Origin of the sequence: Pedococcus dokdonensis (genome assembly GCF_900104525.1) — a bacterium.
GTDB classification, from domain to species: Bacteria; Actinomycetota; Actinomycetes; order Actinomycetales; family Dermatophilaceae; genus Pedococcus; species Pedococcus dokdonensis.
Genome location: NZ_LT629711.1, coordinates 1,559,875 through 1,575,473, shown reverse-complemented (window position 1 = coordinate 1,575,473; position 15,599 = coordinate 1,559,875). Strand labels below are relative to the sequence as shown.

General features: G+C 72.6%; 11 protein-coding genes. 8 read left to right on the top strand and 3 right to left on the bottom strand.

The features are described from left to right. The first annotated feature begins 115 nt into the window (after nt 1–115). The 3 genes from BLQ34_RS07575 to BLQ34_RS07565 all read left to right on the top strand — a co-directional run bounded on the left by BLQ34_RS07575 (nt 116) and on the right by BLQ34_RS07565 (nt 4,988). Nucleotides 116–2,881: a DNA translocase FtsK gene (locus tag BLQ34_RS07575; RefSeq protein WP_091783640.1), complete on the top strand. Its 2,766-nt coding sequence runs from the start codon at nt 116–118 to the stop codon at nt 2,879–2,881. A gap of 94 nt (nt 2,882–2,975) precedes the next feature. Continuing rightward, nucleotides 2,976–4,277, top strand: coding sequence for a multidrug effflux MFS transporter (locus BLQ34_RS07570; protein WP_197674787.1), 1,302 nt, complete (start codon nt 2,976–2,978; stop codon nt 4,275–4,277). 48 nt (nt 4,278–4,325) lie between these two features. Then, the gene (locus BLQ34_RS07565; protein ID WP_091789513.1) at nt 4,326–4,988 is read left to right on the top strand and encodes an ion channel; all 663 of its coding nucleotides are present in this window, start codon (nt 4,326–4,328) and stop codon (nt 4,986–4,988) included. Nucleotides 4,989–5,050: 62 nt separating this feature from the next. Here the strand turns inward: BLQ34_RS07565 and BLQ34_RS07560 are convergent, their stop codons facing one another. Further along, the gene (locus tag BLQ34_RS07560; RefSeq protein ID WP_091783638.1) at nt 5,051–6,328 is read right to left on the bottom strand and encodes a dipeptidase; all 1,278 of its coding nucleotides are present in this window, start codon (nt 6,326–6,328) and stop codon (nt 5,051–5,053) included. 33 nt (nt 6,329–6,361) lie between these two features. Here BLQ34_RS07560 and rimO point away from each other — a divergent pair, with 33 nt between their 5' ends. From rimO to BLQ34_RS07540, 4 genes are all read left to right on the top strand, one after another. After that, nucleotides 6,362–7,885, top strand: a complete 1,524-nt coding sequence (gene rimO, locus BLQ34_RS07555) for a 30S ribosomal protein S12 methylthiotransferase RimO (protein ID WP_091789510.1) — start codon at nt 6,362–6,364, stop codon at nt 7,883–7,885. After that, complete coding sequence (locus tag BLQ34_RS07550; RefSeq protein WP_091783635.1) at nt 7,879–8,544, top strand: CDP-alcohol phosphatidyltransferase family protein; 666 nt, start codon at nt 7,879–7,881, stop codon at nt 8,542–8,544. Before rimO ends, BLQ34_RS07550 begins: the two co-directional genes overlap by 7 nt. Before the next feature lie 36 nt (nt 8,545–8,580). Further along, nucleotides 8,581–9,132 carry a CinA family protein gene (locus tag BLQ34_RS07545; protein ID WP_091783632.1) on the top strand — a complete coding sequence of 184 codons (552 nt, stop codon included), beginning with the start codon at nt 8,581–8,583 and terminating at the stop codon, nt 9,130–9,132. Nucleotides 9,133–9,273: 141 nt separating this feature from the next. Continuing rightward, nucleotides 9,274–9,573, top strand: coding sequence for a helix-turn-helix domain-containing protein (locus BLQ34_RS07540; RefSeq protein WP_056923552.1), 300 nt, complete (start codon nt 9,274–9,276; stop codon nt 9,571–9,573). A 78-nt stretch (nt 9,574–9,651) separates the two neighbouring features. On the opposite strand, the gene BLQ34_RS07535 is transcribed toward BLQ34_RS07540, so the two are convergent. After that, nucleotides 9,652–10,518 (bottom strand): DNA-formamidopyrimidine glycosylase family protein, encoded by an 867-nt coding sequence (locus BLQ34_RS07535; protein WP_091783627.1) that lies wholly within the window; start codon nt 10,516–10,518, stop codon nt 9,652–9,654. Between the two features lie 6 nt (nt 10,519–10,524). After that, nucleotides 10,525–15,276, bottom strand: coding sequence for an ATP-dependent helicase (locus BLQ34_RS07530; RefSeq protein ID WP_091783624.1), 4,752 nt, complete (start codon nt 15,274–15,276; stop codon nt 10,525–10,527). Between the two features lie 73 nt (nt 15,277–15,349). Here BLQ34_RS07530 and BLQ34_RS07525 point away from each other — a divergent pair, with 73 nt between their 5' ends. Continuing rightward, nucleotides 15,350–15,571 carry a DUF3046 domain-containing protein gene (locus BLQ34_RS07525; protein ID WP_091783621.1) on the top strand — a complete coding sequence of 74 codons (222 nt, stop codon included), beginning with the start codon at nt 15,350–15,352 and terminating at the stop codon, nt 15,569–15,571. Nucleotides 15,572–15,599: the final 28 nt, after the last annotated feature.

The following is a 15,599-nucleotide window of genomic DNA, read 5'->3' as shown; positions in this document are numbered from 1 at the left end:
GGCCGATCGTGGCCATAACTCGACCGTTCGGACGAGGCGCGGGCAGCCACAATCCGTGGTGGTGGTACGCGTGTGACGCGTGTTTCCGGTGGGACCTTCGCGTAGCCTGCGGAGCATGGCGACACGTCCGTCCACCTCAGCGCGCTCCTCGACCGGGTCGCGCCCCGCCGCGAGCCGCGGCACCGCAACCCGTCCGGCCAACCGTCGCGGCAGCGCGCCCCGCAAGGGCGCGTCCCGGGGAAAGGCCAAGGGCGGCGGGCTGCCGTTGCCCCTGCGCGCGGTCCGCGGCACCTGGATGGGCATGGCCCACGTCGCCGGTGGCGCAGTCCGCCGGGTGGGCACCAGCGCCCGGGAGCTCGAGCCGGAGCACCGGCGCGACGGCCTCGGCTTCTTCCTCATCGGCCTGTCCATCCTGGTGGCCGCCCGTGAGTGGTGGGCCTTCGAGGGCGCGCTCGGCGACGTCGTGCACGCGGTGGTCGCGGGCACGTTCGGACGGGTCGCGTATGCCGTGCCGCTCGCGCTGCTCTTCCTCGGCATCCGCTTCCTGCGCGCGCCCCAGGACGACTCGGCCAACTCGCGCATCGGGGTCGGCCTCGGTGCGCTCGCCTTCGCCGCGGCCGGGCTCGCGCACGTCGCTGCCGGCATCCCGACGCCGCCGCAGGGTGCCGAGGGCATGCGCGACGGTGGCGGAATCATCGGCTTCCTGGCGTCCAGCCCGCTCGAGGCCGCGGTGTCGGTCTACGGCACGGTGCCGATCCTGCTGATGCTCGGCTTCTTCGGGCTGCTCGTCATGACCGCGACCCCGGTCCACATGATCCCGGCACGCGTCGCCGAGCTCCGCGACCACCTCCTGCACCGCGGCGCCACCGACCAGGTCCCGGCGCCGGACACGGTCGAGGAGAAGCCCAAGCGGCGCCGTCGCGCGATCGAGGCCGAGGGCCCGCTGGAAGGCGACGAGGCCTTCGAGCAGGCCGCCCTCGTCGCGCCCGACGGACGTCGGTTCCGTCCCGGAGAGAAGCGCCCGACCACGCCCGGCGTGCTCGCCCCTTCGGCCACCGAGTCCGCTGCGCCCACCTCCGCCAGGTCCGCCACGCCTCCGACGATCGAGGTCAAGGCCGCCCTCGAGGCGCCGCCGACCACTCCGCTCCCGCAGCGGGTGGAGCAGCTGGCCCTGGCCGGCGACATCACCTACACGTTGCCCGACAACGCGATCCTCGAGCCGGGGTCTCCCCACAAGACCCGCAGCGCAGCCAACGACCGGGTGGTCGAGTCGCTGACCCAGGTGCTCGAGCAGTTCGACATCGACGCCCAGGTCACCGGGTTCACCCGTGGCCCCACGGTCACCCGCTACGAGGTCGAGCTCGGCCGCGGCACCAAGGTGGAGCGCGTCACCGCACTCTCCAAGAACATCGCGTATGCCGTGGCGTCGGCCGACGTGCGCATCCTCTCGCCGATCCCCGGCAAGTCCGCGATCGGCATCGAGATCCCCAACGCCGACCGCGAGAAGGTCAGCCTCGGCGACGTCCTGCGCAGCCAGGCCGCCCGCGGCAACGAGCACCCGATGGTGATGGGCGTCGGCAAGGACGTCGAGGGTGGCTACGTCATCGCCAACCTCGCCAAGATGCCGCACCTGCTCGTCGCCGGTGCCACCGGTGCGGGCAAGTCGAGCTTCGTGAACTCGATGATCACCTCGATCCTGATGCGGTCGACGCCCGACGAGGTCCGCATGGTCCTGGTCGACCCCAAGCGGGTCGAGCTCACCGCCTACGAGGGGATCCCGCACCTCATCACCCCGATCATCACGAACCCCAAGAAGGCGGCCGAGGCGCTCGCCTGGGTCGTGCGGGAGATGGACACGCGCTACGACGACCTGGCGCAGTTCGGGTTCAAGCACATCGACGACTTCAACAAGGCGGTCAAGGCCGGCAAGGTCAAGCCGCTGCCGGGCTCAGAGCGGCAGATCCACCCGTACCCCTACCTGCTCGTGATCGTCGACGAGCTGGCCGACCTGATGATGGTGGCCCCTCGGGACGTCGAGGAGTCGATCGTCCGCATCACCCAGCTCGCCCGCGCCGCCGGCATCCACCTCGTGCTGGCCACCCAGCGCCCATCGGTCGACGTCGTCACCGGCCTGATCAAGGCGAACGTGCCGTCGCGGATGGCGTTCGCGACGTCCTCGCTCGCCGACAGCCGGGTGGTCCTCGACCAGCCCGGCGCCGAGAAGCTGATCGGCCAGGGTGACGCGTTGTTCCTGCCGATGGGTGCCTCGAAGACGATGCGCGTCCAGGGTGCCTGGGTCACCGAGTCGGAGATCCAGCAGGTCGTCAAGCACGTCACCGACCAGCTCAAGCCCAACTACCGCGACGACGTCACCGTGGTCGCGGCGAAGAAGCAGGTGGACGACGACATCGGTGACGACCTCGAGCTGCTCCTGCAGGCGACCGAGCTGGTCGTCACGACGCAGTTCGGCTCGACGTCCATGCTGCAGCGCAAGCTGCGGGTCGGCTTCGCCAAGGCCGGGCGGCTGATGGACCTGCTGGAGTCGCGCGGGGTGGTCGGGCCGTCGGAGGGCTCCAAGGCCCGCGACGTGCTGGTCAAGCCCGACGACCTCCCGACGACGCTGGCGCTGATGCGGGGCGACGACGTGCCTGCTGCGGCAGATCCCGAGCCGGTGTACGACGTCGACGCGGACCTCGACTCCGACCCGACCGGTGAGGTGCCGGTCGGTGGCGGTGGGTATGCCGACGGCGCCCCCTATGCCGACGACGCCCGCCATGCCGACGACGCCCGCTATGCCGACGACCCGGTGGCGCGTCAGTACGACGGCCGCGAGGAGGTCGAGGAGTCGCAGGACGCGTGGGAGCTGACCGGACGCGACTGACGCGACCGACGCCGCGCAGCGGTGCGCTGGCACAGAGAGTGAGACGAGGGGCCCCGGTCGGAATGGATCGCGGGCCCCTCGTCGTTGCGCGAGGGTGACCGCAGCACCCGACACCCTCGAGACCACCAGCCCCGTCGTTCCGCCCCAAGCCGCCGAGACGGCGGTGGCGCCTGCCCCGGCAACCCCGGAGCCGCCCGAGGCGCCGACGGGTCGGTCCTACGTGCGGTTCGTCCTGGTCCTCGGCGCGCTGATCGCGATCGGCCCGCTGACCATCGACACCTACCTGCCCGCGCTGCCGTCCATCACCCGCGACCTCGCGGCCTCGGAGTCGGCGGTCCAGGGCACCCTCACCGGCATCCTCCTGGGGATGGGGCTCGGGCAGCTCCTCGTCGGACCACTCGCCGACGCGGTGGGGCGGCGCCGCCCGTTGATCGCGGGACTGGCCCTGCACATCGCGGCATCGGTGTTCTGCGCGTTCGCTCCCAGCATCGAGCTGCTCACCGCGGGCCGGGCGGTCCAGGGCCTCGGCAACGCCGCGGTGGCGGTCGTGTCGATGGCGATGGTGCGCGACCTGTTCGCGGGCTCGGCCGCGGCGACCATGCTGTCGCGGCTGATGCTGGTGATGGGTCTGGCGCCGGTGCTCGCGCCGACGCTGGGTGGCTTCATCCTCCAGCTGACCTCGTGGCGCGGGGTGTTCGTCATCCTCGCGGTCGCAGGGGTGCTGATGGTGACGCTGGCCAGCCTGGCGCTGCGCGAGACCCTCCCGGTCGAACGGCGCCGGCCACTGGCGGCCCGTGCGGTCCTGTCGACCTACGCCGGCCTGCTGCGCGACCGCACCTTCGTCGGCCTGGTCCTGATCAGCGGTCTGATGTTCGCGACGTTGTTCTCCTACATCGGTGGTTCCTCGTTCGTCCTGCAGGACATCTACGGCCTGACGGTGGCCCAGTTCGGGCTCGCCTTCGGGGTGAACTCGCTCGGGTTCCTCTCCGGCTCGCAGCTCAACCCGTTCCTGCTCAAGCGCTACGCGCCGCGCCAGCTGGTGCGCGTGGGTGTCTCGATCGGGGCGACCGCCGCGCTGGTCCTGCTGGCCTCGGCTGCGACCGGGTTCGGGGGGCTGGTCCTGATCCTGGTCCCGCTCTGGTTCCTGCTGTTCGCCTGCGGGCTGACGCTGCCCAACACCCCGGCCCTGGCGCTGACCCGGCACGGCGAGGCGGCCGGCACCGCGGCGGCTCTCCTCGGTGCGTCGCAGTTCGTCATCGGCGGAGCGGCAGCACCCGTGATCGGGCTGATGGGGTCGGACTCGGCCGTGCCGATGGCACTGGTCATGGCGACGACAGCCAGCCTTGCCGCACTGGTCGCAGCTCGCACCTTGCGGGTGGCGGTCGTCAGCGCCTGACGCCCGTCGTCCCGGCCTCGCGTGGCGGCCACCCCTAGGGTGGTCGCCATGCGGGAATGGTTCGACGCAGTCAAGGGGCACCCCAGTGGGGTGCTCCTCGTCGCGCAGCTGGTGGAAGTGCTCGCCTACCCCTTCGCGGGCGACACCCCGGTCGGGCGCACCATCATCGGGCTGTTCGGCATCCTCGTCCTCTCGATCGCGGTGTATGCCGTCCGAGCCACCCCCGCCCTCACCTGGGTCGCCGTGGTCATCGGGGTCCCGGTGGTCGGGCTCACCATCGCCGAGGGCGTCTGGCCGGGCAACGACCAGGTCGTGCTCTGGTCAGCGCTCCTGCACGCCGCGTTCTACGGCTACACCGGCTACGGACTGATCCGCTACCTGTTCGACGACTCGTGGGTGACCCGGGACGAGATCTTCGCGGTGGGGGCCAACTTCACCGTGGTGTCCTGGATGTTCGCGCACCTGTTCATGGCGGTGCAGGTGCTCTACCCGGGCTCCTACACGGCGTTCCAGGGGGAGGGCCACCGGACCTTCCTCGAGCTGCTCTACCTGTCGTTCGCCAACCTCACCAGCGTCGGGCTGTCGGACGTCACGGCGGTGCTCCCGCTGGCCCGGTCGGTGGTCATCATCGAGCAGGTGGCCGGCGTCATGTACGTCGCCCTGATCATCGCCCGCGTCGTCGGCCTGACCATCACCCGCTGGCGCAACTGAGCCGGCGTCGGCGCGCGGTCCTCACCGAGCTGCCGAGCGCTGGCGGCCAGGGTTCGGCGTGGTCAGTCGGCGCGGGGTGGCCCGTCGAGCGCCTCGATCGTCGCAAGGCTCGGACCGCGCTGCTCCTGGAGTGAGCGGGCGCCGGCTTCGGCGTCCCGCAGGACGCGCAGGATGTTGCCACTGGTGAGCTTGCCGAGGTCGTCGTCAGACCAGCCGTTGTCGGCCAGCGCGGCCAGCAGCCGGGGGTAGCCGGTGACGTCCTCGAGACCCTGCGGCAGCTCGGCCACCCCGTCGTAGTCGCCCCCCAGTCCCACGTGGTCGACGCCGGCTACCTCGCGTACGTGCTCCACGTGCCGCACGACGTCCTCGAGGGTGGCCACCGGCGAGGGGTGCTTCGCGGCATACCGGTCGCGGAGGTCGCCGAAGCCGGCGTCGTCCGGGGCGATGCCCTGGGTCCGCGCGGCATCCTTCAGCTCCTGCTGCCAGGCCGCGACGGCCGGGCTGACGAATGCGGGGACGAAGGTGACCATGCACACGCCGTCGTTGTCCCGCAACGACTCCAGCACGTCGTCAGGGGCGTTGCGCGGCACGTCACAGACCGCCCGAGCCGATGAGTGGCTGAAGATCGCAGGCACCTCGGCGACCTGTAGCGCGGCCCGCATCGTGTCCGGCGAGACGTGGCTGAGGTCGACGAGCATGCCGATCCGGTTCATCTCGCGGACCACCTCGACCCCGAAGGCCGAGAGCCCTCCGTGCACCGGCTCGTCGGTCGCGGAGTCGGCCCAGGCGACGTTGTCGTTGTGGGTCAACGTCATGTAGCGCACGCCCAGGACGTGCAGCATCCGCAGCGTCGCCAGCGAGTTGTTGATCGAGTGGCCGCCCTCGGCGCCGAGCAGCGAGGCGATCCGACCGGACGCCTGGGCCGCCACGACGTCGTCGGCCGTCCGTGCGAAGGCCAGCCGGTCGGCATACCGAGCCACCATCTGGTGACCCGCGTCGATCTGCTCCAGCGTGGCGCTCACGGCGTCGTCGCCCGACAACGTCGCGGGCACGAAGACCGACCAGAACTGGCCCCCGACCCCACCCTCGCGCAGGCGGGGGAGGTCGGTGTGGGTGGGCGTGCCGCCGGCCTCGATGTCGAGTCGGTCGAAGTCGTAGCGGACCTGCTCCCTGGCTTCCCACAACAGGTCGTTGTGGCCGTCGATCACGGGGTGGCGCGCGAGGAGGGCACCGATCCGGGCGCTGGTCCCTGCGGTGGTCCCTGCGGTGGTCGCTTCGCTGGTCACCCCGGTCGTCGTGGCAGTGGTCGCGGCGGGGTTGGTCGGGCCGGTGGCGGTCATGCCGCCACGCTACCCACCCCTAGAGTGGGGGCCATGAGCACGACCGCCGAGAGCACCCCGACGACCCCGCGCAGCGTCGCCCTCGTCACGCTCGGCTGCACCCGCAACGAGGTCGACTCCGAGGAGCTGGCCGGTCGGCTCGCGTCCGAGGGGTGGCTGCTCGTCGACGACGCCGACGACGCCGACGTGGCGGTGGTGAACACCTGCGGGTTCGTCGAGCAGGCCAAGAAGGACTCCATCGACGTGCTCCTCGAGGCCTCCGCGCGCAAGGGCCAGTCGAAGACGCAGAAGGTCGTCGCGGTGGGCTGCCTCGCCGAGCGGTACGGTCAGCAGCTCGCCGACGAGCTGCCCGAGGCCGACGCGGTGCTGGGCTTCGACTCCTACGTCGACATGTCCGCCCACCTGCGGGCCATCCTCGACGGGCACGCGCCCGCCTCGCACGTACCGTCCGACCGCCGCCAGCTGCTGCCGATCTCACCGCTCCAGCGCCAGGACGGCTCGTCCGGGGTCTCCCTGCCGGGGCACGGGAACGTCGCGGACCCGACTTCGCCCGAGCAGCTCTCCAGCGAGCCGGTCGACGTGACCATCGACGGACCCGTCCCGGCCTCCGGTCCGCGGGTCATCCGCGCCCGGCTCGACGGGCGCCCGTGGGCGCCGCTGAAGATCGCCAGCGGGTGCGACCGACGGTGTGCCTTCTGCGCCATCCCCATGTTCCGCGGGGCGTTCGTCTCGCGACGACCGCACGACATCCTTGCCGAGGCCCGCTGGCTGGGAGAGCGCGGCGTCAAGGAGCTCTTCCTCGTCAGCGAGAACTCCACGTCCTACGGCAAGGACCTCGGCGACCTCGGGCTGCTGGAGAAGCTCCTGCCCGACCTGGCGGCCGTGCCTGGGATCGAGCGGGTGCGGGTCAGCTACCTCCAGCCGGCCGAGATCCGCCCCGGCCTGCTCGACGCCATGGCGTCCGTGCCGGGAGTGGTCCCCTACTTCGACATCTCGTTCCAGCACGCCTCCGCGCCGCTGCTGCGCTCGATGCGCCGGTTCGGTGGGCGCGAGGCGTTCCTGGGGCTGCTCGACGAGGTGCGTGCCCGGGTGCCGCTGGCCGGCATCCGCAGCAACGTCATCGTCGGCTTCCCCGGCGAGACCGAGGACGACCTGGCCGAGCTCGAGGCCTTCCTCGTGGCCGCCCGGCTCGATGTCGTGGGGGTGTTCGGCTACTCCGACGAGGACGGCACCGAGGCCGAGACCTATGGCGACAAGGTGCCCGAGGACGTCGTCGCCGAGCGGGTCTCGCGATTCACCGCCCTCATCGAGGAGCTGAACCTCCAGCGTGCCGAGGAACGGATCGGCGAACGCGTGGAGGTGCTCGTCGAGTCGGTGCCGGCCGACGCGGACGACGACGAGACGATGGTCATCGGCCGAGCCGTCCACCAGGGGCCCGACGTCGACGGTGTCACGCTGCTCGACCCTGCCGCGTTCCCCGACGTCGCCGTGGGCGACATCGTGCGGGCTGTCGTCACCGGCACCGAGGGGATCGACCTGCTGGCCGAGCCATGCTGAGCGAGTCCTCGCCGGCGCCCGACCCGATCGCCACCCCGGTCGCGGTGCCCCCACCCAGCTCGTGGAACATCGCCAACGCCCTCACGGTGGCGCGGATCCTCCTGGTCCCGGTGTATGCGTGGCTGCTCCTCTTCGACGGCGGCGACCGCCCCGGCATGCGGTGGGCCGCTGCCGGCGTCTTCGTGGTCGCCACCCTGACCGACCGGGTGGACGGCGAGCTGGCCCGCCGACGTGGTCTGATCACCAACTTCGGCAAGATCGCCGACCCGATCGCCGACAAGACCCTGATGGGTATGGCGTTCGTCGGTCTCTCGGTGCTCGGTGAGCTCCCGTGGTGGGTGACCGTCGTCGTGCTCGTCCGCGAGTGGGGGGTGACCGTCCTGCGGTTCTTCGTCATCCGGCACGGCGTCATGCCGGCCGGACGAGGGGGGAAGGTGAAGACGACCCTGCAGTTCTTCGGGCTGCTGCTGCTCACCCTGCCGCTCGCGTCGTTCTCCGGGGCGGACACCTGGGCGACGGTGGCCGACGTCATCCTCGGTCTGGCTGTCACGGTGACCGTGGTGACCGGTCTGGACATCGCCGTCAAGGCGCTGCGGCTGCGCCAGACGAGCGAGCGGTCTGCGATGAAGCGGGCTCGCCGGGCGGCGCGGCAGGGGTGACGCGGTGAACCACGCCGACGGGCTGCGTAGCGCTGCATGCCGGACGGCCACGCTGCCGGCGGTGGCCTGGTGAGCCCGGCTCCCGAGGTGGTCGGCGCATTGGTGGCAGCCGGCCGCACGGTGGCGACCGCCGAGTCGCTGACCGGCGGGCTGGTCTGCGCCGCCCTCACCTCGGTGCCCGGCTCCTCGGCGGTCGTGCGTGGGTCCGTCGTCGCCTATGCGACCGAGCTCAAGGCCGAGCTGCTCGGCGTCGACGCCGACCTGCTCACCACGGGCGGGGCCGTGCAGGCCGAGGTGGCGCGGCAGATGGCCACCGGCGTCCGCCGCGTGCTGGGAGCCGACGTCGGGATCGCCACGACCGGGGTGGCCGGACCCGACCCGCAGGACGGCCGGTCGGTGGGCACGGTGTTCGTGGCAGTGGCGTTCGCGGACCGGGTGGTGGCCCGTGAGCTCGCGCTCAGCGGCGACCGGACCGCGATCCGAGCGACCACGGTGGCGCGAGCGCTCGACCTCTGCTCGGCCCTGCTCACCGACCCCGAGGCGGGTGAGGAGGGTGGGACGGAAGATTCTCGCCCTGCGGACGGTTGACGCAATCGTGCCGCGTGTTCTTCGAATCCTGCGCGCGAAGCGTCAGGCCCACGGGGTAACGTTGGTGTCCACGGTCCGACCGTGGCCGCAGTTGCAGCACCACCCTTTCGTCGGTCAGCACCAGTCAGTGGAGGAGGCGCCATGATCCTGCTTCGTCGTGAGCTCGGTGACGTGCTCCGCGAGCAGCGCCAGACCCAGGGGCGCACCCTGCGCGAGGTCTCCGCCGCCGCCTCCGTCTCCCTCGGCTACCTCAGTGAGGTCGAGCGTGGGGAGAAGGAAGCCTCCTCCGAGCTGCTCGCCTCGATCTGTGGGGCCCTGCACCTGCCGCTCAGCGAGGTGCTCGGCCAGGTGTCCGAGCGGGTCGCCGAGACCGAGGCGCTGACCGCGCCGGTGTCGCTGCCGCTGCCGGCCTCGGCGATGGTCTCCGCCTCCGCTGCCTGATCGCCACTGCTGCCTGATCGCCACTGCTGCCTGATCGTCACTGCTGCCTGATCGCCACTGCTGCCTGATCCGAGCGGCTCAGGCGCGTCGGTAGGTGCCGGCCCGACCTGACGTGGACCCCATCGGTCGTTGCGGTCGACCGTCATCGGTCGGCCCCAGCCCGTGCTGGCACCCGGGGCAGTAGAACATCGTCCGCTCGCGCAGCGCCGGTCCGATCATCGCCACGCGCACGGTGGTGCCGCAGCGACGACACGGCCGACCGGACCTCGCGTGGACGAAGTGCTCCTCGCCCCGCCGCCGGACCCCGGTGCTCGACTGCACGGCGTGGTGGCGCGCCTGGTCGAGCAGCGCGTGGGCTCTGCTGACGACGCGCTCGAGGTCACCCGGGTCGAGGTCGGCGGCCGGCGTCCACGGGCCGATCCGGGTCAGGAACAGCGACTCGCTCGCCCAGAGGGTGCCGATCCCGGCCAGGTTGCGTTGGTCGAGCAGAGCGGATCCGATGGTGTCACCGGACGCCCGCAGGTTGGCCACTGCAGTCGGCAGGTCCCAGTCGGCTCCGAGCAGGTCTGGTCCCAGGTGGCCGACCACCGTCGACTCGGCGCTCGTGGCGACGAGCTCGAGCAGACCCAGTCGCAGACCCAGTCCGGACCAGGCCGCCGTGCCGATCGCGGCCCGCAGGTCGTCGCGGCGCAGCCACCGGGCGGTGTCGGCGGGTGACTCGACGCGCCACTGACCCTCCATCCGCAGGTGCGAGTGCAGGGTCACCCCGCTGTCGAACCGATGCAGCACGTGCTTGCCCCGACTGACCACCTCGAGCGTCATGGCGCCGCGCAGGTCGACCGTGGCGAGATCGGGGAAACGCAAGTCGCAGAGCACGACCTCGGCACCGGCCAAGGCCTTGTGCAGCCGGGTCGCGGTGCGCCAGACCGTGTCGCCCTCAGGCATCGCGCGTCACCGGCGCAGCCGCAACCCGCGGGGGGTGGCGTGGAACCCGGCCTTGGCCAGCGCGGACGCGAGGGGGTGGTCGGAGCCGAGCACCGCGTCGCCGTCGGCCTTCTCGACGGTGAGCCGACCCAGCGCGCCCTCGCGGACGGCCAGGGCCAGCGCATCGGCCGCGCCCTGCAGCGACTGGTCGTCCTGGGTCCAGGAGAGCAGGGTCTTGCCGCCACGCTCGACGTAGAGGACCAGCTCGCCGTCGACGAGCACGACCAGGGCCCCGGCCTTGCGGGCCGGCTGGTGCCCCCGCTTGCCCGTGGGCGCACCGGCCTCCTGCGACTCGTCGGCGGCCAGGGCGCGGTCGGGCCAGGGCAGCGCCGCGCCGTAGGGGTTGGCCGGGTCGGTGGCCGCCAGCACCATGGCCGGCACGCTGTGGTCGGCCTCGTCGCCGACCGGTCGGGCGCCGGCACGGAGCCGGTCGACGGCACCGGTCGTCGAGAACTGGGAAGCGCCCAACGACTCCACGAAGTAGCCACGCCGCACCCGCCCCGACTCCTCGGCGGCCGCGAGCACGCGGTAGACCCCGGCGAACCCGCCCGGCACGTCCTCGGCGACCACGGAGCCGCGGGTCACGACGCCATAGCGGTCGAGCAGGACCTCGGCCGTCGCGTAGGCCCGCACGGTGGTGTCCTGCTCCACCTCGGGGAGCAGGGACCAGCGCCCCGCCCCCGCGGCCGGCCCGCTGCGGGTGGGGAGAGCAGCCCGGCCGAGCCCACGCTGGCCGGAGAGCGCGCCCAGCGAGCCGCGCCGACCGGCATAGCGGGTCGTCCGCGGGCCACTGCGGGTGCGCTTGTGGGTGGTGCGGCCACCGGAGAGCAGACCACGCAGCGGGCTGAGGGTGTCGTTGCTGACCCGGCCGTCCCATGCGAGCGTCCAGAGGTCGGCGAGCAGCTGCTCGTCGTCGGTGCTGCCGACGGCATCGGACAGGGTGCGGAAGAAGTAGGCGCCGCCTCCGGCCAGCGCGTCGACGACCGCTTGCTCGGTCTCGGTCAGCGCCCGCTCGGACAACGGCGCGAGGGTCAGGTGGGCGGTGTCGGCCAGGTGCAGCGAGACCCAGCCGTCGTCACCGGGCAACGACCCGTGACCGCGCCAGAGCACCTCGCCGCTGCTGGTCAGGTCGTCGAGGAGCGCCGGGGAGTAGTCGACCACGCGGGAGGGCAGCACCAGGCTCTCGAGCGCGCTCGCGGGCAGCACCGCTCCAGCCAGCTGCTCGATGGCCCGCACGAGTCCCTCGCGTCCGCGCAGACCACCGCCGACCGACTGCCACTGGGGGAGGAAGCGGGCCAGCTCGACGGCCGGGACCGGCTCGACCTCGGCACGCAGGGCGGCCAGGGACCGGCGACGCAGCAGCCGGAGCACCTCGGCGTCACAGTAGTCGAGGCCGTGGACGCCGCCGCCGTTCTCGGTGGGGAGCAGCTCACCCTCGACCACCCGCCCGGAGGAGACCAGTCGGCGCAGCGCGTCGAGGGCGACCGCCGGCCCGACGCCCCACCACGCCGCGACTGCCGCGGCGGGGAACGGGCCGTGCGTGCGGGCGTAACGGCGGACCAGGTCGCCGAGCGGGTCGGGCACCGACTCGAGGAAGGTCTGCGGCACCCCCACCGGCAACGAGCAGCCCAGTGCGTCGCGGAGCCGACCGGCGTCCTCGATGGCCGCCCACCGCTCCTGCCCGGCCACCCGCACCCGGATCACCCGGCGGGCGCCCTCGAGGTCGACCAGCCAGCCGCCGATCTCCTGGTGGGTGAGAGCCGCCTGCGAGCGGGCCTGGATCGCGTCGAGAGGGAGCGGGCCGAGCACCCGCAGCAGGTCGGCGACGTCCTCGGCGTCGCGGCAGGCGCGCTCGGCGACCAGCCGCTGCAGCTCTGACTCGGTGCGGGTCACCTCGGCGGGGTCGAGCAGGTCGCGCAGCGACAGGCCCTCGCCACGCCCGAGCAGCTCCGCCAGGAGGGTCGGGTCGAGGGCCAGGGCGGCGGCGCGCTTCTCGGCGAGCGGGGAGTCGCCCTCGTAGAGGAACTGGGCGACGTAGCCGAACATCAGCGACCGTGCGAACGGTGAGGGCTGGGACGACTCGACGTCGACCAGGGTCACCTCGCGCGACTCGATCGAGCGCATCAGCGCGGTGAGCCCGGGGACGTCGAACACGTCCTGGACGCACTCGCGGACGGTCTCGAGCACGATCGGGAAGGACGCGTACTGGCTGGCCACCTCGAGCAGCTGGGCCGCCCGCTGGCGCTGCTGCCACAGCGGTTGCCGTCGGTCGGGGCGACGGCGGGGCAGGAGCAGCGCCCGCGAGGCGCACTCACGGAACCGTGCGGCGAACAGGGCGGACCCGCCGATCTCGGCGGTCACGAGGTCGTGCACGTCGTCGGCGTCCAGCCGCACCAGCTCGAGCAGCTCGGCCCCCACCCCGCGGCCGGAGCCATGACCAGGGCTGCCGTCGTCCTCGAACTCGAGGTCGGGCAACCGGAAGACGATGCCGTCGTCGCCGTGCATGGCCTGGACGTCGACGCCGTAGCGCTCGCGCATCCGGGCCGAGACGCAGAGCGCCCAGGGCGCGTGCACCTGCCCGCCGAACGGCGAGTGGACGGCGACCCGCCAGTCGCCGATCTCGTCGCGGAACCGCTCGACGACGATGGTGCGGTCGTCGGGCACGTGCCGGGTGGCCTCCTGCTGCTCGGCGAGGTATCCCAACAGGTTGTCGGCGGCCCACTCGTCGAGCCCCGCGGCCTCGACCCGCGCCCGGGCCTTGGCTGGCGCCAGGCCGACGACCTCGCGGACGAAGGTCCCGACGGCCCTCCCCAGCTCGGCCGGCCGGCCCTGCTGGTCGCCCTTCCAGAACGGGAGGCGGCCGGGCAGCCCCGGCGCCGGGGTGACCAGCACCCGGTCGTGGGTGATGTCCTCGATCCGCCAGGTGGAGGTGCCGAGCGTGAACACGTCGCCGACCCGCGACTCGTAGACCATCTCCTCGTCGAGCTCGCCGACCCGGCGACCGGCACCCTCGCTGGAGGCGAGGAACACGGCGTAGAGGCCACGGTCGGGGATCGTGCCGCCCGACGTGACCGCGAGGCGTTGGGCGCCCGGGCGGCCGGACAGCACGCCGGTGACGCGGTCCCACACGATGCGCGGGCGCAGCTCGGCGAACTCGTCGCTCGGGTAGCGCCCGGACAACATGTCGAGGACGGACTCGAGGATCGTCCGGGGCAGGGCGGCGAAGGGGGTCGCCCGGCGCACCACGGCTTCGAGGTCGTCGACGGTCCAGTCGTCGAGGGCGCACATCGCCACCACCTGCTGGGCCAGCACGTCGACCGGGTTGGCCGGGACCCGCAACGACTCGATGGCACCTGCCCGCATCCGCTCCACCACCACGGCGGTCTGGACCAGGTCGCCGCGGAACTTCGGGAACAACACGCCCCGCGACACCGCGCCGACCTGGTGACCGGCTCGTCCGACGCGCTGGAGCCCCGAAGCCACCGAGGGTGGGGACTCGACCTGGATGACGAGGTCGACCGCGCCCATGTCGATCCCCAGCTCGAGCGAGCTGGTCGCCACGACGGCGGGCAGTCGGCCTGCCTTGAGGTCCTCTTCGATGAGCTGGCGGTGCTCCTTGCTGACCGAGCCGTGGTGGGCCCGCGCCAGCACCGGCGGGGCGCCCGACGACGCGCCGGACTGGGCCATCAGCTGCGCGGGCGTCCGGGCCGCGCCCTGGCGAGGCGTCGGAGCGGCCGGCTCGGCCGGATCCTCGTCGTCCTCACGCGCCTCGCGCATGGTCTCGAGCCGCTCGTCCCAGATCTCGTTGAGCCGGGCGGTGAGCCGCTCCGCGAGCCGACGGGAGTTGGCGAAGACGAGGGTCGAGCGGTGCGACGACACCAGGTCGACGATGCGCTCCTCGACGTGTGGCCAGATCGAGGCACGGCGCTCGGCCCCCGCCGCGGGGCCGGACAGGTCGTCCTCGATCACCTCGCCGAGGGCGGACATGTCGGCGATCGGGACGACGACGTCGAGGTCCCACTCCTTGGTCGACGGAGGCCGCACGATCTCGACCGGCCGGCCGCCGGCGAGGTAGCGAGCCACCTCGGACACCGGCTCGACCGTCGCGGACAGGCCGATCCGCTGTGCGGGCTGGTCCAGGAGGGCGTCGAGGCGCTCCAGGGTGAGGGCGAGGTGGGCACCGCGCTTGGTGCCCGCGACGGCGTGCACCTCGTCGAGGATCACCGTCTCGACCCCGGCGAGCGCCTCGCGCGCCTGCGAGGTGAGGATGAGGAAGAGCGACTCGGGGGTGGTGATCAGCACGTCGGTGGGGGTGCGGGCAAAGGCCCGCCGCTCACCGGCGGGGGTGTCGCCGGAGCGCACCGACACGGTGATGTCGGGGGGCGTGAGACCGAGCCGGGTGGCGGCGTGGCCGATGCCGACCAGGGGTGACCGCAGGTTGCGCTCGACGTCGACGGCCAGCGCCTTCATCGGCGACACGTAGAGCACCCGGCAGCGCTTGAGCTTCTCGGCCGGCGGCGGCTCGGCGGCCAGCCGGTCGAGTGCCCAGAGGAACGCGGACAGCGTCTTGCCGGAGCCGGTCGGCGCGACCACCAGCGCGTGCTGACCCGAGGAGATCGCCTCCCACGCGCCGGCCTGGGCTGCCGTGGGCGCACTGAACGACCCCCGGAACCACTCGCTGGTGGCCGGGGAGAACCGGTCGAGGACGTCTGCTGCCATGAGGGTGACAGCCTCTCACCCGGCACCGACAGGGCGCCGGTCGAGCGTCGGCCGGCCCGCCTACACTCGCCGTGTGCGCCTCAGCCACTTCTGGTCCCTGATGAACGACGAGTTCGGCGAGACCTATGCCACCTCGCTCGCCCAGCACCACGTGCTGGGAGTCCTCGGCGACCGCACGGTGGCACAGGCGCTCGAGGCCGGCGAGAGCCCGCGGACGGTGTGGCTGGCGCTCTGCGACGCCATGGACGTGCCCGAGGCGCGTCGACTGGGCGTCGACCGGCGGCCCACCCGGTGACGTCGGTCGACTGGTCGGCCCAGCCTCT

Bases quoted from the DNA above. Each gene is read 5' to 3' on its own strand.
- BLQ34_RS07550 (WP_091783635.1), top strand. From the start codon at position 7,879: ATGCTGAGCGAGTCCTCGCCGGCGCCCGACCCGATCGCCACCCCGGTC.
- rimO (WP_091789510.1), top strand. From the start codon at position 6,362: ATGAGCACGACCGCCGAGAGCACCCCGACGACCCCGCGCAGCGTCGCC.
- BLQ34_RS07545 (WP_091783632.1), top strand. From the start codon at position 8,581: ATGCCGGACGGCCACGCTGCCGGCGGTGGCCTGGTGAGCCCGGCTCCC.
- BLQ34_RS07575 (WP_091783640.1), top strand. From the start codon at position 116: ATGGCGACACGTCCGTCCACCTCAGCGCGCTCCTCGACCGGGTCGCGC.
- BLQ34_RS07530 (WP_091783624.1), bottom strand. From the start codon at position 15,276: ATGGCAGCAGACGTCCTCGACCGGTTCTCCCCGGCCACCAGCGAGTGG.
- BLQ34_RS07565 (WP_091789513.1), top strand. From the start codon at position 4,326: ATGCGGGAATGGTTCGACGCAGTCAAGGGGCACCCCAGTGGGGTGCTC.
- BLQ34_RS07535 (WP_091783627.1), bottom strand. From the start codon at position 10,518: ATGCCTGAGGGCGACACGGTCTGGCGCACCGCGACCCGGCTGCACAAG.
- BLQ34_RS07540 (WP_056923552.1), top strand. From the start codon at position 9,274: ATGATCCTGCTTCGTCGTGAGCTCGGTGACGTGCTCCGCGAGCAGCGC.
- BLQ34_RS07560 (WP_091783638.1), bottom strand. From the start codon at position 6,328: ATGACCGCCACCGGCCCGACCAACCCCGCCGCGACCACTGCCACGACG.